The 23,691-nt window shown below is 41.5% G+C and carries 21 protein-coding genes; 13 read left to right on the forward strand and 8 right to left on the reverse strand.

Features of this window, described 5'->3' with window-relative positions; all coding sequences use genetic code 11:
* The first annotated feature begins 89 nt into the window (after positions 1-89).
* From AC1XUO_RS00460 to AC1XUO_RS00470, 3 genes are all read left to right on the forward strand, one after another.
* Entirely contained in the window at positions 90-542 is a 453-nt protein-coding gene (locus AC1XUO_RS00460) for a cupin domain-containing protein (protein ID WP_483327798.1), read from the forward strand.
* A 219-nt stretch (positions 543-761) separates the two neighbouring features.
* Positions 762-1,904 carry a DEAD/DEAH box helicase gene (locus tag AC1XUO_RS00465; protein ID WP_310588258.1) on the forward strand — a complete coding sequence of 381 codons (1,143 nt, stop codon included), beginning with the start codon at positions 762-764 and terminating at the stop codon, positions 1,902-1,904.
* 18 nt (positions 1,905-1,922) lie between these two features.
* Positions 1,923-2,228: a rhodanese-like domain-containing protein gene (locus AC1XUO_RS00470; RefSeq protein ID WP_483327799.1), complete on the forward strand. Its 306-nt coding sequence runs from the start codon at positions 1,923-1,925 to the stop codon at positions 2,226-2,228.
* A gap of 155 nt (positions 2,229-2,383) precedes the next feature.
* Here AC1XUO_RS00470 and dapF read toward each other — a convergent pair whose 3' ends face one another.
* Positions 2,384-3,163, reverse strand: coding sequence for a diaminopimelate epimerase (dapF, locus tag AC1XUO_RS00475; protein WP_483327800.1), 780 nt, complete (start codon positions 3,161-3,163; stop codon positions 2,384-2,386).
* A gap of 171 nt (positions 3,164-3,334) precedes the next feature.
* A complete protein-coding gene (gene rplS, locus AC1XUO_RS00480) occupies positions 3,335-3,700 on the reverse strand; it encodes a 50S ribosomal protein L19 (protein ID WP_137340618.1) in 366 nt (121 codons plus the stop codon).
* A gap of 237 nt (positions 3,701-3,937) precedes the next feature.
* Here rplS and AC1XUO_RS00485 point away from each other — a divergent pair, with 237 nt between their 5' ends.
* Positions 3,938-5,419 carry an NAD(P)H-hydrate dehydratase gene (locus AC1XUO_RS00485; protein WP_483327801.1) on the forward strand — a complete coding sequence of 494 codons (1,482 nt, stop codon included), beginning with the start codon at positions 3,938-3,940 and terminating at the stop codon, positions 5,417-5,419.
* Between the two features lie 178 nt (positions 5,420-5,597).
* Here AC1XUO_RS00485 and feoB read toward each other — a convergent pair whose 3' ends face one another.
* Together feoB and AC1XUO_RS00495 are read right to left on the reverse strand one after the other, a co-directional pair.
* A complete protein-coding gene (gene feoB / locus AC1XUO_RS00490; protein ID WP_483327802.1) occupies positions 5,598-7,730 on the reverse strand; it encodes a ferrous iron transport protein B in 2,133 nt (710 codons plus the stop codon).
* Positions 7,731-7,760: 30 nt separating this feature from the next.
* Complete coding sequence (locus AC1XUO_RS00495) at positions 7,761-7,988, reverse strand: FeoA family protein (protein ID WP_090335077.1); 228 nt, start codon at positions 7,986-7,988, stop codon at positions 7,761-7,763.
* A 244-nt stretch (positions 7,989-8,232) separates the two neighbouring features.
* On the opposite strand from AC1XUO_RS00495, the gene AC1XUO_RS00500 reads away from it, so the two are divergent.
* From AC1XUO_RS00500 to ccsA (AC1XUO_RS00520), 5 genes are all read left to right on the forward strand, one after another.
* Positions 8,233-8,895: a heme exporter protein CcmB gene (locus tag AC1XUO_RS00500; protein ID WP_235149134.1), complete on the forward strand. Its 663-nt coding sequence runs from the start codon at positions 8,233-8,235 to the stop codon at positions 8,893-8,895.
* Positions 8,896-8,991: 96 nt separating this feature from the next.
* Positions 8,992-9,690, forward strand: coding sequence for a cytochrome c biogenesis protein CcsA (gene ccsA / locus AC1XUO_RS00505; RefSeq protein ID WP_483327803.1), 699 nt, complete (start codon positions 8,992-8,994; stop codon positions 9,688-9,690).
* Positions 9,691-9,749: 59 nt separating this feature from the next.
* A complete protein-coding gene (locus tag AC1XUO_RS00510; RefSeq protein WP_483327804.1) occupies positions 9,750-9,947 on the forward strand; it encodes a CcmD family protein in 198 nt (65 codons plus the stop codon).
* Positions 9,948-9,952: 5 nt separating this feature from the next.
* Positions 9,953-10,387 (forward strand): cytochrome c maturation protein CcmE domain-containing protein, encoded by a 435-nt coding sequence (locus AC1XUO_RS00515; protein WP_483327805.1) that lies wholly within the window; start codon positions 9,953-9,955, stop codon positions 10,385-10,387.
* Positions 10,384-12,978, forward strand: a complete 2,595-nt coding sequence (ccsA, locus tag AC1XUO_RS00520) for a cytochrome c biogenesis protein CcsA (RefSeq protein WP_483327806.1) — start codon at positions 10,384-10,386, stop codon at positions 12,976-12,978. Before AC1XUO_RS00515 ends, ccsA (AC1XUO_RS00520) begins: the two co-directional genes overlap by 4 nt.
* 72 nt (positions 12,979-13,050) lie before the next feature.
* Here the strand turns inward: ccsA (AC1XUO_RS00520) and AC1XUO_RS00525 are convergent, their stop codons facing one another.
* Positions 13,051-13,467 (reverse strand): hypothetical protein, encoded by a 417-nt coding sequence (locus AC1XUO_RS00525; protein ID WP_483327807.1) that lies wholly within the window; start codon positions 13,465-13,467, stop codon positions 13,051-13,053.
* Between the two features lie 3 nt (positions 13,468-13,470).
* Positions 13,471-16,041 carry a TonB-dependent receptor gene (locus AC1XUO_RS00530; RefSeq protein ID WP_483327808.1) on the reverse strand — a complete coding sequence of 857 codons (2,571 nt, stop codon included), beginning with the start codon at positions 16,039-16,041 and terminating at the stop codon, positions 13,471-13,473.
* A gap of 272 nt (positions 16,042-16,313) precedes the next feature.
* Here AC1XUO_RS00530 and AC1XUO_RS00535 point away from each other — a divergent pair, with 272 nt between their 5' ends.
* On the forward strand, positions 16,314-16,631 hold the full coding sequence (locus AC1XUO_RS00535) for a DUF3817 domain-containing protein (RefSeq protein WP_483327809.1): 318 nt from the start codon (positions 16,314-16,316) through the stop codon (positions 16,629-16,631).
* Positions 16,632-16,727: 96 nt separating this feature from the next.
* Positions 16,728-18,845 carry a DUF5916 domain-containing protein gene (locus AC1XUO_RS00540; RefSeq protein WP_483327810.1) on the forward strand — a complete coding sequence of 706 codons (2,118 nt, stop codon included), beginning with the start codon at positions 16,728-16,730 and terminating at the stop codon, positions 18,843-18,845.
* A 106-nt stretch (positions 18,846-18,951) separates the two neighbouring features.
* On the opposite strand, the gene AC1XUO_RS00545 is transcribed toward AC1XUO_RS00540, so the two are convergent.
* Both AC1XUO_RS00545 and AC1XUO_RS00550 read right to left on the reverse strand, forming a co-directional pair.
* Positions 18,952-20,331: a leucine-rich repeat domain-containing protein gene (locus tag AC1XUO_RS00545; RefSeq protein ID WP_483327811.1), complete on the reverse strand. Its 1,380-nt coding sequence runs from the start codon at positions 20,329-20,331 to the stop codon at positions 18,952-18,954.
* Positions 20,332-20,527: 196 nt separating this feature from the next.
* Entirely contained in the window at positions 20,528-21,502 is a 975-nt protein-coding gene (locus AC1XUO_RS00550) for a polyprenyl synthetase family protein (protein WP_483327812.1), read from the reverse strand.
* 321 nt (positions 21,503-21,823) lie between these two features.
* Between AC1XUO_RS00550 and AC1XUO_RS00555 the strand changes: the two genes are divergently transcribed.
* Positions 21,824-22,732 carry a patatin-like phospholipase family protein gene (locus AC1XUO_RS00555; protein ID WP_483327813.1) on the forward strand — a complete coding sequence of 303 codons (909 nt, stop codon included), beginning with the start codon at positions 21,824-21,826 and terminating at the stop codon, positions 22,730-22,732.
* A gap of 28 nt (positions 22,733-22,760) precedes the next feature.
* Entirely contained in the window at positions 22,761-23,660 is a 900-nt protein-coding gene (locus AC1XUO_RS00560) for a glycerophosphodiester phosphodiesterase family protein (RefSeq protein WP_483327814.1), read from the forward strand.
* The last annotated feature ends 31 nt before the right edge of the window (positions 23,661-23,691 follow it).

The following is a 23,691-nucleotide window of genomic DNA, read 5'->3' on the forward strand; positions in this document are numbered from 1 at the left end:
ATTCTTTATTAAATTAAACAATCTAACAGAAAAGTATAATTAAGAAAGATCTTTCTTCTAAATATACCTTACAAAATACTCGTTTGAACATGTTGACAAAAAGAGATATTACCGTTGCAGCTGTAACAGCGGGGTTAACCATGACGTTTGTCTTTGCGAACTCCAAAATTAACAAACTCAATTCTTCCATTTTTGACTGGAATGATATAACTGTAAAAGAAACAAAAACAGGATCTGTCCGTACATTTTTCCGGTCTCCAACTGCCACCCTGGACGAATTGGAATGTCACGTAACCACGCTCAACCCAAGTGAAAGCTCTCATCCGCCGCATAAACATCAGGAAGAAGAAATCATCATTATAAAGGAAGGGACGCTGGAAGCCTTGGTTAACGTAACTATGAAAAGAGTCGGACCGGGCTCGGTTGTTTTCCAGGCATCCAATCAAATGCATTCTATTCGTAACGTGGGCACAATTCCTGCCATATATCACGTTTTCAGCTGGCACTCTCCGGGAACGATGCAAGTCAAAGTGGCAAAATAGTTTATAAAATCTGTCATAGAAAGTTACAGATACGACTTTCATTTAAAATCGTTCACGAAAACTATCAGGCTTTCTCGTGAAGGTCAAATCAAAATTAAAAATATAATGAACGATAAAAAAAGTATTGCTGTTATCCGTAGAACCTGAAAAGGTTTCATAATACTATTTTCGGCTCTGTTATACTTAAAGCTATACACATGGGCAGCTTAAAACAACCAAATGACATTTCAAGATTTAGACCTCATTGAGCCAATTAAAAAGGCTCTGACAGAAGAAGGATACACCACTCCCACCCCAATCCAGGCAAAAGCAATTCCTATAATATTACAGCATAGAGATTTATTGGGTTGTGCGCAGACGGGCACTGGAAAAACCGCAGCATTTGCAATTCCGATGCTTCAGATACTGGAAGAAAAGCAAAAAGACAGACATGACAAAGGACCGATCAGAGCGCTTATTCTTACGCCAACGCGTGAACTGGCAATCCAGATCGGAGAAAGTTTTGCAGCTTACGGACGTTTCACGAATATTACACATACCGTAATTTTTGGAGGTGTTGGTCAAAAGCCGCAAACGGATGCATTAAAACGGGGTGTAGATATTTTAATCGCAACGCCGGGTAGACTTTTAGACCTGATCAACCAGGGTTTTGTACATTTGAAACAACTGGAAATTTTTGTTTTGGATGAGGCCGACCGTATGCTGGATATGGGTTTTGTGCATGACGTGAAAAAGATTTTACGCCTGTTACCTGCCAAACGTCAGTCGCTATTTTTCTCTGCTACGATGCCGCCGGTGATCATGACGCTGGCAGATACGATCCTTTCGAATCCTGCCAAAGTTGAGGTAACCCCCGTTTCCTCAACAGCAGACACGATCAAACAATCTGTTTATTTCGTCGATAAATCAGACAAAAACAGTTTGCTTTTACATATTCTGAAAGACGACTCTATTGCTACTGCGCTAGTTTTTACGAGAACAAAACACGGAGCCGATAAAGTGGTAAAAGTTTTGCGTAAAGCAGGCGTTACCTCTGAAGCAATTCATGGTAACAAATCCCAGAATGCGCGCCAGAATGCTTTGAAGAATTTTAAAAGCCAGACAACACGGGTTTTGGTTGCCACAGATATTGCTGCAAGGGGAATTGATGTGGACGATCTGACACACGTGATCAATTATGAAATTCCGAATATTCCTGAGACATACGTTCACCGTATTGGCCGTACCGGTCGTGCAGGAGCAAAAGGAACTGCGTATTCTTTCTGTGATTTAGACGAAAAAACATATCTGAGAGATATTCATAAATTGATTGCGAAGAACATTCCCGTTGTGAAGGACCACCCTTATTCAAACGGCAGATAATATCCGTTGAATTCACTTATGTACAAAAATACATATACCGATATCAACCTTTCCAGGATGAACGACCTTCGTCAACAAGCGGATTGTATTGTTGTCGATGTCCGGGAAAACTGGGAATTTGAAGAATTTAATGAAGGAGGAATTAACATTCCTTTGGCAGAAATCCGGCAGCAGAGAAATCTGCTGTCGGATTTTCAATATATTATTGTGATTTGTACCAATGGCGTTCGAAGTAAAGTGGCCGCACTGGATTTTTGCAGAGTTCCGGAATGGAATGAAAAGAAAATCTTTCACCTGCACGGCGGAATTCTTGAAGCAGAATGAGGTATTGAAATAGCTGGCACTGATTTGCAATCAGTGCCTTTTTGGTTTCGCGTTTGCAACGCGAGAATAACAAATTGTTTATAATTTTCTGCGCCTGGTATCGCGTTACAAACGCTAAACCATAACTACACCGATTGCAAATCGGTGCAAGCAACTCAGATAATGATATTTCCTTCAAAAACCCGAACGGCAGGACCGATTAAATAAACATCATCAAATTTGGAATCTGATTTTTCTGAGTAATCCACTTCCAACGTTCCTCCCAAAGTTTCCACTTTCACCGGGCCATTCCAACCTTCTCTAAGGTGCGCAGACAAAACACAGGCTGTCACACCTGTTCCGCAAGAATACGTTTCATCCTCTACCCCACGCTCATAAGTTCTGACACTGATGTGATTTTCTCCAAGCAATTGAACAAAGTTAACATTTGTACCTCCCTTCGGCCCAAATTCAGAACCATATCGAATATCTTTTCCGATGGCCACAACTTCGGTTTCCTGAATATCATCGACATAAGTCACATAGTGAGGCGAACCTGTATTCATAAAATCGTACTTATCATGCCTTTCCACACCATTTACAGGGCTCATTTTTAAACGAATAATATCCTTTGAAGCAAATCCTTCATGTGGGCCATCGACTGCGATGAACGAAGTGGAAGTTTCAAAAAGCCCAAGATCATGGGCGAAACGAACAGCGCATCGGCCACCGTTTCCGCACATACTTCCTTCGCGGCCATCCGCATTGAAATAAACCATGCGGAAATCATATCCTTCTTCATTTTCAAGAAGGATAAGTCCATCCGCTCCGATTCCAAAACGGCGATGGCAAAGTGATTCGATTAGTTTCTGGGACGGAGAAAAAAATCCTGAACGATTATCAATCATCACAAAATCATTTCCCGTACCCTGGTATTTAAAAAAAGGAATTTCCATATTGGCTGTCGGCGATCGGCTTTCGGCAATCGTTTAGTTATTCTAAAAACCTAACTATAAGAAATAAGTTTCATTTTCAATGGCGCTGCGGTCATTTTCAACCTAAACAACAAAACCCTGCAAAGAAAAAATTCTATTGCAGGGTTTTTAATTTCGTCCGAAGAAAATATCTTATGCCTTCGCTACTTTAAGCTCTTTAATACGAGCAGCTTTACCCTGACGACCGCGTAAGAAGAACAAACGCGCACGACGCACCTTACCACGACGAATCAATTCGATTTTCGCGATACTTGGTGAAAGGATTGGGAAAATACGTTCAACTGCAATTCCGTTAGAAATTTTACGCACAGTGAAAGTTTCTCCGCTTCCGCTCAAATTACGGCGTTGCATTACCGTACCTTGAAACTGCTGAATACGTTCTTTATTACCTTCTCTGATCTTAACGTGTACGTTGATCGTGTCACCTGCTTTAAACACAGGATACTCGGAGGTACGATTTTCAATCGTAGCTTCTACAAGTTTAATTAATTCGCTCATGACGATGCTTTATAATGAAATTGAAATTGCAACTTGCTTCCAGCGGATGGGGTGACGCCCCTTCATTCAAAACAGCTATTGCGAAAACGAGTGCAAAGCTAAGATTAATAATTAATATATAAAAGCGTTTCGACAGTTTTTTGCAGATAAATATACCATTTTTGCAATGGAATAATATTAGTGATTGTATCCATTATCAGTATTTTAACTTTGACATCGCAACTTGGCTAACTGGTTATGAAAATACTAAACGCAGAACAGATTCGCGCACTAGATGCACAAACGATAAAAAATGAACCCATTTCATCGCTGGATCTTATGGAAAGGGCTTCACTAGCATTTGTAAACTGGTTTATCAATTGTTTTGATGTCAGCAAATCCGTCTCCGTTTTTTGTGGCAAAGGAAATAATGGAGGTGACGGATTGGCTATTGCACGACTCCTGAACGAAAAAGGATTTCATGTGCGAGTTTTTGTGATAGAATATACGGAAAATGGAAGCGATGATTTCAGACAGAACTTGGAACGCCTGGAGGGAAATTTACAGGTTCAGTCAATTTATGAATCACACGCGATGCCGGAATTAAACAGCAATCAGATTGTCATCGATGCGTTGTTAGGTTCCGGGCTTTCCCGACCGGTGGCAGGTCTATTACAAGAGGTCATTGGATTAATAAATCAAGCATCGGGAATCGTAATATCAGTTGATATTGCAAGCGGTTTATACGTTGATAAAACAAATGAAAAATCCGACACGATTGTCAAACCGGATCATACAGTCACTTTCCAGCTACCAAAACTGGCTTTTATGATGCCTCAAAACGCTGAATTTACAGGCGACTGGCACGTAGTTGATATAGGTCTGGACAAAGAATTTATTGAGCAGACTTTTACTCCCTATTATTATACGGATAAATTGGCAGGCGAGGCGCTGGCAAAAAAACGGGAAAAGTTTTCGCATAAAGGCACATTTGGACATGCACTGATTTTTGCGGGAAGTTATGGTAAAATGGGCGCGGCAGTACTCTCTTCAAGAGCTTGTCTTTATTCAGGTGTTGGTTTACTCACGGTTCACGTACCGGAATGCGGCTATCAAATTTTGCAGATTTCAATTCCCGAAGCAATGCTTTCCGTAGATCGTAATCAGCGGATTATTACAGTACTCCCTGAGTTGGACGCTTATTCTGCAATAGGCATTGGGCCGGGCATTGGCCAGGAACCACTGACAGTTCGGATGCTGGATGAGCTTTTGGACAAAATAAATGTACCGATCATTGTTGATGCCGATGCTTTGAATATTCTTGCCAAACATCCAGATCTGCTTGATAAACTTCCGTCCAATACGATTTTATCACCGCATCCAAAAGAATTTCAAAGACTTGCCGGCGAATCCTCAAATGAATTCGAGAGACTTGAACTTGCAAGGAGTTTTGCAAAAAAACATAATGTCATTATCATCCTGAAAGGAGCTAATACAGCTGTAATACTTACAAACGGAGATGTTCATTTTAATTCAACAGGAAACGCAGGTATGGCAACGGGAGGCAGTGGAGATGTTTTAACGGGAATTGTAGCAGCGTTGCTGGCGCAAAAATATACACCTGAACAGGCTGCTATTTTTGGTGTATATCAACATGGATTGGCTGGTGACAGGGCATCGGAAAAGAAAACCCAAACGGCTATGATTGCTTCGGATATTGTGGAGAATTTGGGCTGGTAAATTGTTTTGCAGGAAAGTGTATTTATCGAAAATAGGTATTAGCTGGTTTGTTACCGGTCCGACGGCGAAAAAAGCCGTCGGACCGGATCGAGCCTCCCGTCGGATGGCTTTTTTCGGCCATCCGACGGGTAGTAAAAGTTTCTATTATCTGAAATAAAAAAAAGGCAAAATTCGATAACTAGCTCATAAGCTGATAAACAGCAAATGCCGAAACGTAAGCGAGTACCATCAGATATCCCAATTGAATAAGCGGCCATTTCCAGCCATGCGTTTCGCGGTAAACAACTGCAATTGTGCTCATACACATCATGGCGAAAACATAAAATATCAGCAGGGAATAACAAACTGCCGGAGTATACATGGGTCCGCCCTGATCATTTTTCTCCTGGACAAGTCTTTGTTTAACTGTCAATACATCCTCAGAATCACCGCTGATACTGTAAATTGTTGCCATGGTTCCTACGAAAACCTCTCGGGCTGCGAATGAGGCGAGTAAGGCAATACCTATTTTCCAATCGTAACCTAACGGACGGATTGCAGGCTCAATAAATCTTCCGAAGTTTCCGGCATAAGAGTTTTCCAATCGGGCCGAAGCAATGGCAGCTGCAACCTGTTCTTCCGCCGCAGATGGCATCGCGGCAACGACCTTCTGCTCTGCCACTTCCATATGATCACTGGGACCATAGGATGATAAAACCCAGAGAATGATCGAGATAGCAAGAATAATTTTACCGGCTTCGAGCACGAATGATTTCACGCTGTCATACATCATAAAACCAACATGTCCCCAACGTGGAAGTTTATAAGTCGGCATTTCCAGCATGAAATAACCTGGTTCGGTTCTTTTTATAAACAAAGACAAAATCCAGGCCGAAACTAACGCACCGGCTAGTCCTAAAAAATAAAGTCCAAATAAAACCAGACCCTGCATATTAAAAATACCCAACACTTTTGTTGAAGGGATAATTAGAGCAATGAGTATGCTATAAATAGGAAGCCGGGCTGAGCAGCTCATGATCGGCGTGACCAGAATAGTCAAAAGTCTTTCATGGCGACTGCTGATACTTCTGGTAGTCATGATGGCCGGTACTGCGCATGCAACACCAGAAATAAGCGGAACAACACTTCGCCCGTTCAGTCCGAATTTCCGCATTACCTTATCCATGATCACCATAACCCTGGCCATATAACCGGATTCCTCAAGCAAAGAAACCAGCCCAAACAGAATTGCAATCTGCGGAATAAAAATAATGACACCTCCAATTCCAGCCATGATACCATCGGTTAACAAATCATTCAGTACGCCTGCCGGGAGTACTTCTTTTGTCCAACCAATTAAAGCTGCGGTATTTTCATCAATCCAGTCCATTGGGTAAGACGCCCAGGCAAAAATAGCCTGAAAGATGACCATCAGAATAATGGCAAAAGTAACATAACCCCAGACTGGATGCAGTAACACCTTATCAAGTCGGCGCGTCCAAAGAGGCTGCTCAGAGATTCCTTCGGACTTAACCGCCTTATCAACGATAGGTTTAATGGTTTTATACCGCGCGATCGTTTCCTCAGCAAGAAAACCGGTCTCATCAAATTTATGCTTTTCAATCAGACCGTCAAGTTTTACTCTAACCGGTTGATCCAGAAAGGAAAAATTATCATGCTGACAAACGTACTGCAACGCAACGTAATCATTATCAAGCTGATGCAAGGCTTTTACATCGTCAATCAACGCAGGCTCATTTCCTTTCGGGACATAAAAATATTTAACCGAAGGTTTTTCCTTTTTATCCACCAGCGTACTGACTGCCTGCTGCAAAATTTGTACACCCTCACCGGTCCGCGCATTGATTTTCACCACCGGCACATGCAACTGCATTGCGAGCTGAACTGCGTTGACAGTCAATTTCATACTGACCGCAACATCCAGCATATTCAGTGCAAGAATAGTCGGTAGACCAAGATCGTTTATTTCTGTAAAAAGAAGAAGATTTCTTTGAAGATTCGAAGCATCAACAACCACGATCACAACATCGGGATAGTCAGGATGTTTTGGGTTTGCCAGAATATCCATTACAACCCCTTCATCCGCAGACTTTGGATAGACACTGTATGTCCCGGGTAAATCCACAACAGTCACATCTCTGTCCGGTTCCCCACTCCCACCAGCTAACCTGAAAGTACCTGATTTTTTTTCTACCGTAACTCCCGGAAAATTCCCTGTTTTTTGTCGTAAGCCTGTTAAAGCATTAAATAATGTTGATTTTCCGGCATTCGGGTTTCCTACGAGGGCAATTTTTATATTTTCTTGTTTCAATGGTAATAGCAAAAAAGAACGAGAAACGATTTATTCAATTTCTATTGTTGAAGCTTCGTTTAAGCGTAAAGATAAAGAATAACAACCACCCACATTTATACAAATCGGGTCACCCAAAGGAGCAACCGCATCCAGACGCACTTCACAACCTGGCACACATCCCATTTCCAATAATTTCAAAGACATCAGGCGATCAGAAAATGATCTGATGACTGCCTTCTCCCCTTTTTGGAGCTGCGAAACGGTACGAACTGACATGTTAGCTTATTTAGATTAAATATACGTAAGTGCAAATTAAGCATTCTCTGCCCGGATTTCAAACAGTTACGTGATCATTTAACAAAACCCTGCTATAAATCATGCAAAAACATCCCGTTTATATTATTACGCTCGGGTTTTGTGTCGTACTTTTGCAACGCGAAAGGACAACGTCTGAAAGCCAGAGTAACAAATATAATCACCGCGCGGAAAGCCAATAGCTGACTGCCGATAGCAAAAAGTATTGAGCGAGATAAAAACCCTCATTTGGAAAGAAGTGACGCTGGAATGGCGACAAAAGTATGCGTTGAGTGGTATGTTACTCTATGTAGTATCCACAGTATTCGTATGTTACCTCAGTTTTAATCTTCGCCGGGGCCAACTCACTCCTATTGTTTGGAATACACTTTTCTGGATCATTATTTTGTTTACGGCCGTGAATGCAATTGCAAAAAGTTTTTCGCAGGAACGTTATGGGCGCTTGATTTACTATTATAATCTATGCAGTCCGCAGGCGATTATTGTTTCAAAAATTATTTACAACTCGCTGATCATGCTGCTGCTAGCCGGAATCGGTTTTGGCTTTTATGCATTTGTGATGGGAAATCCGGTTCAGGATGTAGGGCTGTACCTGATATGTATTTTATTATCTGCCATTGGTTTCGCTTCGGTACTTACGCTGGTAGCCGGAATTGCATCAAAAGCAGAGAATAATGCAACCTTGATGGCTGTTTTAAGTTTTCCGATCATACTGCCAATGCTTTTAATGACCATACGTTTGGCAAAAAACGCAATGGATGGGTTAGATTGGAGCGTTAGCGTTGACGAAATTACTACGTTGTTATCAATTGATTTAATTGTTATCACATTGAGTTACCTGCTTTTCCCCTTTTTATGGCGAAGCTGATTTTATTTACTAATAACCGGAATGAGATTTAACTAAATATTGTTATAACTCAACCAGCTTTTTTACCAAAACAAGTACCCTAATTATCAATATACTATGACGAAATATTGGTGGAAGATTCTTTGTATACTCATATTATTCTACGTTGTTATTGTAGGATTTATGGGGCCCGTTCCACATCAGCCTATATTAAACGAGAGTATCCGGAATACCTATTTTCATGTAGCCCTCTGGATGTCCATGACGATCATGCTTTTCACATCCATGATTTTCGCATTTAAATATTTACGAAGCGGTTCGCTGGATCATGACGACAAAGCAAGTGAATTTGCAAAAGGAGGTTTATTTTTCGGCATTTTGGGTTGTCTTACCGGTTCGGTCTGGGCGAATTATACCTGGGGCGATCCCTGGCCTAATGATCCGAAACTGAACGGAGCAGCAGTTGGGATGTTGATGTATCTGGCTTATATGCTGCTTAGAAGTTCATTCGAAGACGAGCAGCGCAAGGCAAGAATCTCATCTGTTTATAATATTTTGGCTTTCGCGGTTTTTATTCCACTAATCTACATTCTGCCAAGATTGACAGATTCGCTACACCCTGGAAATGGTGGAAATCCGGCATTCAGCTCCTATGACATGAACAATGAAATGCGTAAAGTGTTTTATCCTGCCATCATCGGCTGGACACTGATGGGCGTTTGGCTCATTGAGCTGCGCGTGAGAGTGAAAAGAATTAACAGATACCTGCGCGAAAATATTGCAAATACGAATACAGCCGTCAGCGCGCACCAATAACAATCAAAGTTTAATTTCGTTAAGATTATATCATCATGAAAAAAATAATTCTCCTTTTAATGACGCTCTTGGCCTTGCCGCAACTCTTGTTTGCCCAGGCTGCCGATCAGGTAGAAATGGCCGACAAACTGAGAGCAGATGGAAAGATTTGGGTTGTCGTAGCGGTTGTGGCTATCGTTCTGGCAGGTATAGCGATCAACATGTTTCGCGTGGATTCCAAGGTTAGTAGAATTGAAAAAGAGTTAAATATCAAGTAAATAATATGAAAAAGATCCAAATATTAGGTCTTATTATAATCGCCGTGGCTATTGGAATTATTGTTTCAACCGCAGGCGATGCGAGTACTTATGTTGATTTCGGGAAAGCCAAAGAAATGGCGGAAGATGGTGATAACGAAAGTATTCACGTCGTTGGAAAATTGCCGAAAAATGCGTCCGGCCAAATTGTCGATATGCAGTACCATCCGGAGATCGATCCCAATTATTTTGAATTTTCTTTGATCGACAATAAAAATATGGTTCAAAAGGTGGTGTACAGAAGTACAAAACCGCAGGACTTCGACAAATCAGAACAGGTTGTAGTCGTTGGAAAAATGGAGAATGGCACCTTTGCAGCAGAGAAGATCCTGATGAAGTGTCCTTCGAAATATGAAAACGGTAAAATGGAAACGACTGAGGCAACCGCATCTAAATCATGATTCATACTACCATTGGAAGTGCAGGCCACCTCCTCACAATCATTGCATTTGCGTCTGCTTTGCTGGCAGTTTTCGCTTATTTCAAAGCAGGACTTGCCGGAACTCCGTTAGACGAGGTTTCGTCCTGGAAAAAATATGCCAGAGTTGTATTCTCAATTCACGCATTATCTGTTCTGGGAATTGTTTTTTCGCTATACTGGATAATCGGAAATCACTATTTCGAGTACCACTATGCGTGGAAAAACTCTTCGCTTTCTTTACCAACGGGTTACACGATTTCCAGTTTTTGGCAGGATCAGGAAGGTAGTTTTTTACTATGGATTTTCTGGAACGTGGTACTTGGGTCGATTCTGATTTTCTCAAACCGTTCCTGGGAAGCTCCTGTTATGACCATTTTTGCATTGGTCCAGGCATTTTTGACCTCGATGATTTTGGGTGTCGTAATTCCTGGAATTGATCTGAAAATCGGCTCTACGCCTTTCCTTTTGATGAAAGAAGTTATGCCGGATCTTCCTGTTTACCAGATGGATCCGAACTTTATCGCCAAAGACGGGAACGGTTTAAATCCGCTTTTACAGAATTACTGGATGGTTATCCACCCGCCAACTTTGTTCCTTGGTTTTGCTACAACATTGATTCCTTTTTCTTTCGCGATTGCTGGTTTATGGACAAAAAAAATACATGAATGGGTTCGTCCTGCCTTGCCGTGGGCTTTATTTTCTGCGTTGGTCCTTGGCGTTGGTATTCTAATGGGCGCTTATTGGGCGTATGAAACGCTTAACTTCGGCAGTTACTGGAACTGGGATCCGGTGGAAAACTCTTCTATCGTTCCCTGGCTGATTCTGATTGCAGCGATTCATACGATGATCATCGCCAGAAGAAATGCAACAGCACTGAAAACATCCTTTATACTTGCCATAGCAACTTTTATCCTGATCCTTTACTCTACGTTTATGACACGTAGCGGGGTTTTGGGAAATGCATCGGTTCACTCTTTTACCGATTTAGGATTGTCAGGTCAGTTGCTGATTTATCTTCTTACTTTTACAGTCGTTTCTATTGCTTTATTAATATATCGCTGGAAAGACCTCCCATCCGACGAAGAAGAAGTTTCTACCTATTCTCAGGAATTCTGGATTTTTATCGGCGCAACTTTGCTTTGTCTTTCCGGGTTCCAGATCTTAGCAACCACTTCCATTCCTGTTTACAACAAAATCGCAGAGGCTTTCGGAGGCGTGTTGAATATGGCGCTTCCAGCCGATCAGATTGCGCATTATAACAAATTCCAGTTGTGGTTTTTCTCCCTGATTATCGTGCTTACCGGTATCGGACAATATTTCTGGTGGAAACGTGTGGGAAAAGACAAATTGCAGGTTTTATATAATCCGTTACTTATCGCGTTGCTAATCAGCGCGGCGGTTATCACGTACCAAGGCGTTAAAGAAATCCAGTATATCGTTCTTTTAACCACTTCAATTTTCGCGATCGTTTCCAACGGAGCTATTCTTTTCCAGATTCTTAAAGGTAATTACAGCTTATCCGGTGGAGCGGTTACTCATATCGGTGTGGCCTTAATGTTGCTGGGAATCTTATTTTCGTCAGCCTATACCAGGGTTGTTTCGATCAATAATTCCGGTTTAATGATTTCGCGGAGTGCAGAATTTACAAACAACGACAATAAAGAAAACAAGGAAAACATAACACTTTGGTTGAATAAGCCTGAAAAAATGGGTGACTACATGTTAACCTGGCGCGACGTCCGCGTGGAGCCACGTCATATTCCTGGTTACATTCCCAAGAGCTGGGTGGATATGATCGAGAACGATTTCCATGCTGTTGCACTTCGTGATATCATTGTCAATGATAAAAAATACAATTCAAAAGGCGACACGATAGAAGTTTTTCCAGAGAATTTCTATTACGAAATTGAATATCGCGAACCGTCAGGAAGAGTTTTCAACCTTTTCCCTCGTGCACAGATTAACCCGAGGATGGGTTTGGTTTCATCTCCGGACATTCAGCGAGAACTGGACAAAGATTTGTACACCTATGTATCCATGGTGACAAATCCTACCGCGGAGCCCGTTTGGAGCCCGACAGAAAACTTTACGATCAGTATGCGTGATACTTTTTTTGTAAACGATTATGTTGCCATTTTGGAAAACGTAGTACGCACGGAAGAAGTGGAAGGAATGAAACTTGGCGAAGGCGATGCCGCTGTAAAAGCCATGATACGTGTACTTGATAAGGATCAGGAATTTGTGATAACACCTTCTTTTGTGATACGTGACCGGTTGGTTGCCCGCAAACCGGAAGTGAATAAAGATCTAGGATTCCGTGTTCAGTTCCAGGAAATTGATCCTTCAACAGGAAAATTCACTTTTGCAGTGAACACGACTCAACGCGACTTCATCGTAATGAAAGCAACTGAAAAGCCTTTGATCAATATTCTGTGGCTGGGTACTTTTGTACTGGTTATCGGCTTTATTATGGCAACGGTTCGTCGCTTCAAAGACTTCATTAAAATGCGTGATAAGGAAAATGCAGGTGTTTTGAAACCGAAGACAAACAGAAAAGCTGCTGCGGTTTAGGCATCAATAAATACTAAAAAAATAACCAGTCGGAACATTCGGCTGGTTATTTTTTTGCGTTAAAAGTAATTCTCAATTTGGCTTAACTACCTTATCTTTCTCAGGATCAAAAGCTCTGTATTTCGATTTATAGTAGATGATCTCGTCTTCATAAACTTTAAAACTGGTTTCCGGGCATTCCTTTTTCACTTCTTCCAAGCGATGCGTTGCCAGTTTCTCATCCAGCTGCCAGAATAAGTTTTTTGTGTAGGAATCGAAATCCTGATCCAGGACTTTCTGCAATATTCTGATATTCGTAATACCCTTATCCAGGCCTGGCAGCACCTGCACCTGATCCAACTGGTTTTCACTGAAACGAAACCGCTGAAATTCTTCCTTGTCGCTCCTGAGTTTGTCGGCTTCCCGGAAAGTGTCCGTCAGTAACGAACAAGGCTGGGCATAACTGATCGTTGAAAACAATAAAAAGGCAAAAATAAAATACGTCTTCATGAATCAGAAATGGTAATAGATTTTGGTAAAGAAAAACGAACCATTATTCCCCGCTTGCACGGAATCCCAGGCACCGCCGGATTCTGTCCGGTTTGCTTTTGACATGGTCGGATAGGCATTCAGCAAATTACTTCCGCCAATTGCCAGCGACAATTTTTCATTCACTTTTAAACCCAATGTCGCGTCTGCCTGAATCATGGCTTTGTAGGTGTCAATATAATCGTTTTCAGTATATGGCCTTCCACTTCTGTCTCTCGCCCCAAAATTCCGGTTGATCAATTGAATCTTGTCAAAATAGGTGCCACGGACCATAAGTGTCAGCGCACCGATATTGTAATCGAGCGTCAGATTAATTTTCATCGGCGGCGCAGAGGCCAGAATAAAATAACGTTCACGTCGGTCAAGATAATTCGCCTGTTTGCCGTCTAGTCTTTCATGCGTTTTTATCGTATCAATACGCATCGTGTTATAATTCGCGGATAGTATTGTAGTCAATTTCCCGGTTCCAAGTTCAGCAATATACCTCAAAGTCAGATCTGCACCCGCCGTTGAGGTTGTTAAAGAATTGGTAAAGAAACGAACCTGTGCCACATTCAATCTTTTTAGCACCGCTCCCACCTGTCTGTCATTTGCATCAATGGGTCCGGTTAAAATAATCCGGTTCTGAACTCTTACATAATATCCGTCCAGGGAAACCGAAAAATTCTTATCAGGAGCGAAAATAACGCCGGCGCTTCCATTATGGGAAATTTCCATTTTCAGATCCGGGGCTGCAATGGCTTTGCTCACTTCACTCCCAGACCTTGTGATTATATTAGACTGTGGCCAGTCAAGGTTTGCTAAAGAAGGTATAAGAATTTCATAACTATAATGTTGCTGAGCCAGGGAAGGTGCTCTGAAACCCAATCCGTATGCAGCCCGAACGCTAAGTGCTTCAGTGATCTTGTAGCGCAAACCCGCTTTCCCGCTCACAGCACTTCCCAGATCACTGTAATAATCGAAACGACCGGCAGCATTTACCGAAAAACTTTCATCAAATTTCGCTTCGATATCGACGTATCCTGCGGCATTATACCTTTTCTTGTCAATGGCTTCCGTCTCCCCATATCCCTTAAAACCCTGTGCCCCACCGAATTTCAAAGGGTTGTAAGTTCTCCACGAAAGGGGATTTCCCGCATTAATTTTGTAGCTATCTGAACGATATTCTGCGCCAAACGCCAGATGAACACCATTCAGGATATCATCATAAAAAGTTGAAATATCAAGATTTGAAACATTTTGTGATGTCTGAAAACCTCCTGCTTCAAAAACAGACCGGGTCGTATCAATTCCAAAGGATTTGTTTAGTGAATTTTTCACTTTGTAACTAAACTTGTTGAACCCGTATGTATGGCTCAGATCAACATTGAACCGATTCCAAACCGTTCTGACGCCAAGCGTTACCGATCTGTCATCAACAACTCTGGATACCAGCGGATCAAAACCATTTGGATATAATTTGATAAAATTAGTCGAATCTTTTGCGCCGCGCGTCCAGCCATAAGTTTCTCCCTGGCGGTAACTGGCTGTTCCGAAACTATATATTTCTGTATTTTTGTAGACCGGGATTACCGTGTTAAAGCCCAGGCTTCCGTTATAAATTCTCGGATCACCAAATTGTTTTCTTACCAAAGAATCATCCTGGGTATTGGCGCGATTCGTGTGGTCCTGAAAATTATAGTCTGCCGTTACATTTACAAATCCAGCTTTGGCGATTTTCGTACCATAATTGATGTTTCCATTATAATTTAATCCGTCCCAACTGCTCGAATCCCGATTATATTTTGCCATTCGGATTCCACCATTCGCATTGGCGGTAAAGCCATCCGTATTTTCTTTTAAAACAATATTAATGACGCCGGAAACTGCATCAGAACCGTACTGAGCTACGGCGCCATCGCGCAAAATCTCGATCCGGTCGATGGAGGCCACCGGAATTGTACTAAAATCGAAACTTGTATTACCTCGCCCTCGTGTTCCGGACAAATTTATTAACGAGGACTGGTGCCGTCTTTTACCATTCACGAGGACCAGCATTTGATCCGGCCCCATACCATGAATTGAAGAAGCGTCTATCTGGTCAGTACCATCCGCACCAAGTTGTCTGTTTGAATTAAAAGAGCCGGATACATATTGGAGCAACTGCGGAAGATCAAATTGTCCGTTCAAACTTGCGATTTTTTTTACGTCAATGATGTCAACAGGTGAAGCGAGATCTCCTTCGGTGCTCTTCAGATTACGCGAACCCACGATACCTTTTTGTCTGATCCTGGCAACGGCGCTTAAAATAAAATTTTGCGTGCCAATTCCCTTTATCTCTCTTTTGACCTTATTATAACCTTCGGCCGTTACAATAAGCGTTGCATTTCCGTAATGGACGCGCATTTCATAGATACCGTATTGATTTGTGGTAGCGTTGGCATTCGTTCCTGATTCCTGAATCAAAACACCTGCTATTCCTTTGCCTTCTTCGTTTTTAATAATTCCTGCTACTTTGTATTTCTGGGCAATTGCTGGTGATACAATTAGTATCATGAAGAAGGAAAAAAATAATTTACTCACAGTATATGAGATTGGTTAAGTTGATGAAATGCCGGTGCTGTTAAATAAAAACTATGCAAGTTCCACCTTTGTTTTAAATTCAGAAAAAAATTTTACAGAATTACCGAGAAATTTTGATAAATTCCCCCGTGCACATTCCTTTTCTCCGCATACTTAGGCATTTAAACATCTCAACTACTCCGGTGAATCGCTTAAATGTTATCTTTACAATTGAATGATGCATTTTAAATAACTCACTGTAATTCATGTTAGCCAATTTACTCAAAACTGCTCTAGGCAGACTACGTTTTATTGCATTTCTTGAAGGTACTTCATTATTGATTCTATTGGCTATCGCGATGCCATTAAAATACTGGGCAGGTTACCCGCAACCGGTCCGTTTTGTAGGTATGGCACATGGCGTACTATTTATTCTATATGTCGTCCTGCTGGTCCAGGTAGTATTTGAATATAGTTGGGGCTGGAAAAAGTTCTTTTTGGGTCTTTTTGCATCGATTATTCCCTTCGGAACCTTCTATGCTGATGCTAAAATTTTTAAGGAACCCAATCAAAATCCTATGTAAAATTTCTAATCAATTCATATTCCTACCCCTTACGAAAAAGTGCTACCTAAATCTTTAATTAAATCTCTGCTTTGTTTTTTTCTCTTTGGAAATTGCATGGCACAAAAACCCAATGAAAAATTTCAATACCATATCCACCCGGCTCCTTCGTCCATCAGTGTAGACGGTGATCCTGATGATCCGGCCTGGGAATCTGCCGAAACGGCGACTAATTTTTTCATGGTCACACCGATGGATACCAGTTATTCACGCGCGCAGACGACAGTAAAAATGTCTTATGATGCGAATAATATCTATATCCTGGTCGTGAATTATAAAACGGTCAAAAATTCCATCATTGTTGAATCACTAAAACGCGATTTTGCTTTCGGAAAAAATGACAATTTTTTGCTGTTCATGGATACCTTCGACGACCGAACCAACGGATTTTCTTTTGGTGCAAATGCAGCAGGCGCTCCCTGGGATGGTCAGATGGGCGATGGCGGAACGGTTGACCTGAGCTGGGATAACCGTTGGGTAAGTGAGGTAAAAAACGATCCGGATAAGTGGGTTTGGGAGGCCTCCATCCCTTTCAAAAGTATTCGTTATAAGTCGGGAATTTCTCGCTGGGGTATCAATTTCAGCCGCCAGGATCTGACAATTTCTGAAAAATCAGCCTGGGCTCCAGTGCCCAGACAATTTCCTTCGGCGGCTTTGGCCTATACCGGGGTATTGGTCTGGGATCAGCCGCCACCAAGTCCGGGACCAAATATTTCTGTCATCCCGTACGCAGCGACCAGGCTGACCAGGGACTTTCAGAACGATCAATCAAATAAATATAAAACCAATATTGGCGGTGATGTCAAAATCGGCTTATCGCCATCACTCAATCTTGACCTGACCGTAAATCCTGATTTTTCGCAGGTTGATGTCGACGTGCAGCAAACCAATCTTAACCGTTTTGAATTGTTCTTTCCCGAACGAAGACAGTTTTTTCTGGAGAATGCTGATTTGTTTGCGAACTTCGGGTACGCTACCATTCGGCCATTTTTCTCGCGGCGTATCGGTTTGGGCGTTCCGATTCAATTTGGAGCGCGGATGAGCGGAAAATTAAACAAGAATTGGCGTATCGGCGTTTTAGATGTTCAGACTGGTTCGCAGGATACTATTCCAAAAAATAATTACGCTGTTTTTGCTTTACAAAGACAGGTTTTTGCCCGCTCTAACGTCCGTTTTATTTTTATAAACCGGGATGCCGTAAACTATTCACCGGAAAAAAATCAGTATACAAACCGATATAACCGGAACATCGGAGCGGAGTATAATCTTGCGAGCGTCAATAATTTATGGACGGGAAAAGTGATGTTTTTGAAATCCTTCACGCCTGGCAGATCGGGCGATGATTTTGTTCATGCAGCGGATTTAAAGTTCAGCAGGGCAAATTTTTTCTGGCAGTGGCAGCATGAATATGTCGGAGCGAATTACAACGCGGAAGTTGGTTATGTTCCCAATGCAACCCGAAATGGTTATTACAAGATCAGTCCGACTGTCGGTTATTTGTTTTTTATAAAAAATCCAAAAATCATCAGTCACGGTCCAAAATTCGTGAGCAATATTTATTGGGACAAACAGATGTCGCTGAGTGACCGTGAATTAACCTTCTCCTATAACCTGAATTTCATTACCCGTGCGACAATTTCTGCCTATGTGACAAGCAATTATACGCGCTTGCTGCGTCCTTTTGATCCAACCAATCTGGGAAAAGAACGGCTTGCAACAGGAACTGAACACAACTGGACCTCCGGTGGATTTGAAATCATATCCGGCCCGCAAAAGCAATTCACCTACACATTTGCCGGGCTTTTTGGCGGTTATTACAACAACGGAACCCGAACTAATTTAAGAACAGAGCTGGGTTATCGCGTGCAGCCTTATGTGGCCATTGCACTGGCAGGAAATTATAATGACATTCATTTGAACGCTCCCTGGAATCGCACGCAACTCTGGCTTGTCGGCCCGCGCATTGACGTGACATTTCGAAATAATTTATATTTTACAACTTTCGCCCAATACAATAATCAGGCAGATAATATCAACCTGAATTCCCGACTCCAATGGCGTTACAAACCGGCGTCGGATTTGTTTATCGTTTACACTGATAATTATTTGCCAGAAAATTTCATGGTGAAAAGCCGGGCCATTGTTCTTAAACTTACCTATTGGTGGAATTTGTAAGAAAATCCTATGTTAAAAATAACTTCTGAAAAGATAGTTAAACTACTTTTTCAGAAGTTAGAAAAAAAGAACAATCAATTATTCTGCTTTCAGGCCAGATTAATTTTCAATAAAAAACTTCAACATTTTTCTTTTTTAAAACCCCAAGCTGATGCTCGTATTTAACGTCCATGTCCTTCCCAACGAACGGATTGCCTTGTAAATAAAGCTTGTCCAGCTTTTTAATGTTTAGTATTTTTTCCGGAAATGAAGAGAAATTATTTGATGAGATATCCAGTTCCTTCAAGTCCTGCAAGAAAGCTACCTCGGCAGGAAAATTTGTAAACCAGTTAAAACCCAGATCCAGAATATTCACGTTTTTCATTTTTGAAATGTTTTCCGGTAATGCGCTCAGACGATTATGGTGTGCGTAGAATGTATGCACTTTTTTTAAGCGGTGCATTTTTGAAGGCAATGTTTTCAGCTGGTTGTAAGAGATGGCGAGATGCGTCAGTTTTCTTAATCTTGTCAGTGAGTTTGGCAGACTTTCAAACTGATTGTAATACAGATCAAGCACTTCCAGATTTTTCATCTTTTTGATTCCTTTCGGCAAAACGGCCAGTCCAGATTTGTAAAAATTGAGATCCCTGATTTGTTTTAATCTTCTAAAACTTCGGTTTGATAATGCTGATAAGGAATTTCCACCCAGCCACAAGCTGGCCAGTTTTTTACAGTTTCGGGCGGCGTCCGGAATATTGGTGAGTTTATTTTCCCTAAGATTAAGTACTTCCAACGTACTGTTTTTAGACAATACGAGTCCATCATTTGTCAATTCATTGTTTTGTATATGGAGCTGTTTTAATCGCGGTAATTTGATAAAATCAATCTGCACCATTTCTAATCCATTATTACTCAGGTATAACTCTTCAAGATTTGGAAACCTGTAAATCACTTCGGGCAATGAGTGCAAATCCAACTGATTGAAGAAAATTCGTTTAATTTTAAGAGTATCCACGAATACCAGAGCATCTTCAACCGTAACGACAGAGCTGTCTGTTTTCCTTATTTCTCTTTTAACAATAAGTTTTCCAAAATATCTGAATCCAATAAATTGAATTGGTTTTGAAGGCTTTACTGCCATTTCCCAGTTTAAGGCAGAAGCTGTAAATGCGCTTTTTATTACCTGATTCAGTGAGTCTTTATCATAATTTGTTGGGTGCTCCACGTTGAAGATTAAATAATCAATTTTTCCACTGGTGTTAACAAGGACTTGCACGTCGACACCCACTCCGGGATTCAGATTTTCGGGCAAAACCTTGGCCAATGCTGCATCAAACAATTTCATTACATCCTGAATCGATTCGTCAATAGATTCCATGGAGTAAGAAACCGGAAGATTCTCGACTTTAAAGTTTTCTTTTGTCGCTTCCTCCCTCGTCTGGATTTTCGGCTGAGCCAGGGCTTCATTCGCAAGGAGTCCAAGCATTAACATTAGTATTATTTTCATGACAGCTATAATTTAAATGATATTCAAATATAACTAAAAGTTTAGTCAGGAAAAATAATTTATATAACTTTCTTATACACGACCAGTGTGGCCTGCGATTTTTGCCGGACAGTGCCGGTAGATACTTGCTAGAAAAATTTAATTTAGAGCCTTATGTTGAGAAAAAGGTTGGATTATGTCTGTGGAGTTAAATAGATTATTTGGTACGTGCAATGGTATATTGGACGAGATGTTCCAATGCGGTCCGGTGCGATGATTCCGCAAAGTCGTGAAGCAAGGTTCGCGCCTCTTCCACATAACGTTCCATCACTTCCTGCGCATATTTCAAACCACCCGAGTCCTTGACAAAAGCAATGACTTCCAATACCTTATTCGGCTTATGACTTTCGTTGCGGATGATATTAATCATTTTACGTTTTTCAAGCCACGACGCTTTGTTCAGTGCGTAGATTAAAGGAAGCGTCATTTTCTTTTCCTTGATATCAATTCCCAGTGGTTTCCCGATTTCGTCTTCGCCGTAATCAAAAAGGTCATCTTTGATCTGAAATGCGATACCAACCTTTTCACCAAAAGCGTGCATTTTTTTGATCGTCTCTGCATTAGATCCAACCGAACAGGCACCGACTGCGCAGCATGAAGCGATTAAAGAAGCTGTTTTTTGCCTGATTATTTCATAATAAACCTCTTCGTTGATATCCAGCCTGCGCGCTTTTTCGATCTGTAATAATTCTCCTTCACTGATCTCGCGCATGGCTGTTGAAACGATTTTGAGCAGCTCAAATTCATTGTTTTCAACAGAAAGTAAAAGCCCACGCGACAACAGATAATCACCAACCAGGACGGCAATTTTATTTTTCCATAATGCATTGACAGAAAAAAATCCGCGGCGGTAATTGGAATCATCCACAACATCGTCGTGAACAAGCGTGGCAGTATGTAAAAGTTCGATGAATGAGGCACCCCGGTATGTGGATTCTGTGATCGGGCCGCAAACGCCGGCTGACAAAAAAACAAACATCGGCCTGAGTTGTTTCCCTTTACGACGTACGATGTAATTCATAATCTGGTCGAGCAGCATTACATCACTTTTCATAAACTGGCGAAACTTGTGCTCGAAAGCCTTCATTTCATCCGCAATAGGAGCTTGAATATCCTTTATTGAAAGGGTCATATTAATTATAGGAAGTCTTACGTTACCTCCAGATATAAAAAGGCGATATGCAACAGTTTAGTTCAAAAAAAATCGATTTATCAACTTCTGCACTTTAATCCTCAAATTTGGAATAAAATCTTCTCTTTATACCTATTTTAGAATGAAAATGTTTAAAATTGAAAAATATGAAATTCCCGGAATATAGAATTGAGTAGAACCTCGGTGAAAAACCGTTATGTACACGGCCAGTAATAATTAACGAAATTGTAAGTACATAAACCTAAAAACATCATCATCACCAGCTGACAGCCGATAGCTGACAGCCGAAAGCAAATATTTATGAAAGCACTCGTGCTTGGAGGCGGATCCATGAAAGGCGCATTTCAGGTTGGAGCGATCCAGTCAGTACTCGAAAACGGATTTGAACCTGATATGGTTTATGGAATTTCTGTTGGAGCGCTTAACACTACCTTTTTGGCCAATGAAATCGGCCGGCAATATAGTGAGGAAGGAAAAATTTCCTGGCCTCTTGCAGGAAGAAAATTGCTGGAATTCTGGGTTAAGAATATTACCCAGCCGCAGGACATTTCTACGCTCCGGTCGCGCGTTATGTTAGGTATGAATACATTAATGAGCAGGTTTGACGGACTTGTTGATCCTGCACCTTTGCATCTGCTGATACGCAAAAATGTGAAGGACAAATATTTGAAACATACGCCGGTAAAAGTTAAGGTTGGTGCCGTAAATGTACAAAGCGGCGAGATAAAATATGTGTCACCACAAGAGCCGCACTTTCTTGATTTCGTTCGCGCAAGTTCCTCTATTCCGATGCTGATGCCAGCTATTGCCATTGGCGATCAGATGTATCTCGACGGCGGACTACGCGAAGTAGCACCTATCCGACAAGCAATTGCCGACGGCGCAACGGAAATCGTGATCGTCGCCTGCCATTCGCCGCATCTGTACCAGCCGGAAGACATGAACCCGCAAAATTTGATAACACTCGTGGAACGGGTTCGGGACATTACGATCAGTGAATATGCCAACAGCAATATAATCTGGGCAGAATCTTATGTCGACCGTTCCATTTTACGGGGAGTGCCTATGAAACTGACAGTTATCCGTCCAACGTCACCACTTGTTCTGGATATGCAGCATTTTAATTCAGAAGATATTTCAAGGTTAATTATCGAAGGTTACCGGGTGGCGGTCGAGACACAGAATAAAATGGCAGAAGTAAAAGAGTGATCTAAAACCTGATTAAAATATTCAGCTAATGTTAGCACAACGTTTGAAAAACCCCTACCCTATTTTATTACTGTTATTGATAACATCCTGTGTTCCATCCCGCCAATTCTCGTCTGTTACTTATAACTGTAATTTCAGCAAGAACGGAAGCTTAAAAGCGCATCTGAAGCCGTCCAACCGGTTTGTCCCGATGATCATGGCACATCAGGGGGGAATTGAAGACGGATATCCGGGAAATTGTATGGCGACCTTTGAAAATACATACCAGAATGTCCCTTGTGTTTTGCTGGAATTTGACATCAGAATGACTGCCGACAGCCAGCTTGTCCTGTCGCATGACAACGAATTGAACATACGTACAAACGGAACAGGATTATTAAATCAGCAGCAGTGGAAAGATGTGAAAAACCTGCGCTTGAAAGATGACAAAGGACTTTTGACAAAAAATAAAATCCCGTCCTTCAAAGAAGTGCTGGATTGGAGCAAAGACAAAAACCTGGTTCTGATCGTCGACAAAAAGCCGGAAACGGATATCGTGAAAACGATTAAAATGCTGAAAGATAATAATGCCATCCACAAATCAGTGGTGATCTGTTATTCCCTGGAAGAAGCTAAAAAGGTGCACGAACTGGAACCAAATCTGATGCTCGCCGTAGGTTTCAATAGCTGGGAACATATCACGAATGTTGAGAAATCAGGGCTTCCGTTAGAAAATCTTGTTGCGCTGACACCCAGAGAGCTGCAACCCGAAGAATTTTATCTGAAAGTGCATTCCATGAAAATCGTTACTTCGCTGGGTACGAATGGAAATATTGACACTTTAAACACGGAGATTTCAGCACCCATGTATAACAAGATCTGGGAAAGCGGCGCAGATATTATTTGCACTGATCAACCCATATTTGTGCATTCTTTATTTCAGAAATAAATTTCACGTCATAAAAAAATCGCCGTGTCGG

The sequence above is a fragment of the Dyadobacter sp. HNCC25DJ186 genome (assembly GCF_056895235.1).

Bases quoted from the DNA above. Each gene is read 5' to 3' on its own strand.
- AC1XUO_RS00545 (WP_483327811.1), bottom strand. From the start codon at position 20,331: ATGAAAATAATACTAATGTTAATGCTTGGACTCCTTGCGAATGAAGCC.
- AC1XUO_RS00535 (WP_483327809.1), top strand. From the start codon at position 16,314: ATGTTAGCCAATTTACTCAAAACTGCTCTAGGCAGACTACGTTTTATT.
- AC1XUO_RS00525 (WP_483327807.1), bottom strand. From the start codon at position 13,467: ATGAAGACGTATTTTATTTTTGCCTTTTTATTGTTTTCAACGATCAGT.
- AC1XUO_RS00540 (WP_483327810.1), top strand. From the start codon at position 16,728: ATGGCACAAAAACCCAATGAAAAATTTCAATACCATATCCACCCGGCT.
- rplS (WP_137340618.1), bottom strand. From the start codon at position 3,700: ATGAGCGAATTAATTAAACTTGTAGAAGCTACGATTGAAAATCGTACC.
- AC1XUO_RS00485 (WP_483327801.1), top strand. From the start codon at position 3,938: ATGAAAATACTAAACGCAGAACAGATTCGCGCACTAGATGCACAAACG.
- AC1XUO_RS00510 (WP_483327804.1), top strand. From the start codon at position 9,750: ATGACGCTCTTGGCCTTGCCGCAACTCTTGTTTGCCCAGGCTGCCGAT.
- AC1XUO_RS00495 (WP_090335077.1), bottom strand. From the start codon at position 7,988: ATGTCAGTTCGTACCGTTTCGCAGCTCCAAAAAGGGGAGAAGGCAGTC.
- AC1XUO_RS00515 (WP_483327805.1), top strand. From the start codon at position 9,953: ATGAAAAAGATCCAAATATTAGGTCTTATTATAATCGCCGTGGCTATT.
- AC1XUO_RS00550 (WP_483327812.1), bottom strand. From the start codon at position 21,502: ATGACCCTTTCAATAAAGGATATTCAAGCTCCTATTGCGGATGAAATG.
- AC1XUO_RS00560 (WP_483327814.1), top strand. From the start codon at position 22,761: ATGTTAGCACAACGTTTGAAAAACCCCTACCCTATTTTATTACTGTTA.
- ccsA (WP_483327806.1), top strand. From the start codon at position 10,384: ATGATTCATACTACCATTGGAAGTGCAGGCCACCTCCTCACAATCATT.
- AC1XUO_RS00555 (WP_483327813.1), top strand. From the start codon at position 21,824: ATGAAAGCACTCGTGCTTGGAGGCGGATCCATGAAAGGCGCATTTCAG.
- AC1XUO_RS00470 (WP_483327799.1), top strand. From the start codon at position 1,923: ATGTACAAAAATACATATACCGATATCAACCTTTCCAGGATGAACGAC.
- AC1XUO_RS00530 (WP_483327808.1), bottom strand. From the start codon at position 16,041: ATGATACTAATTGTATCACCAGCAATTGCCCAGAAATACAAAGTAGCA.
- ccsA (WP_483327803.1), top strand. From the start codon at position 8,992: ATGACGAAATATTGGTGGAAGATTCTTTGTATACTCATATTATTCTAC.
- AC1XUO_RS00460 (WP_483327798.1), top strand. From the start codon at position 90: ATGTTGACAAAAAGAGATATTACCGTTGCAGCTGTAACAGCGGGGTTA.
- dapF (WP_483327800.1), bottom strand. From the start codon at position 3,163: ATGGAAATTCCTTTTTTTAAATACCAGGGTACGGGAAATGATTTTGTG.
- AC1XUO_RS00465 (WP_310588258.1), top strand. From the start codon at position 762: ATGACATTTCAAGATTTAGACCTCATTGAGCCAATTAAAAAGGCTCTG.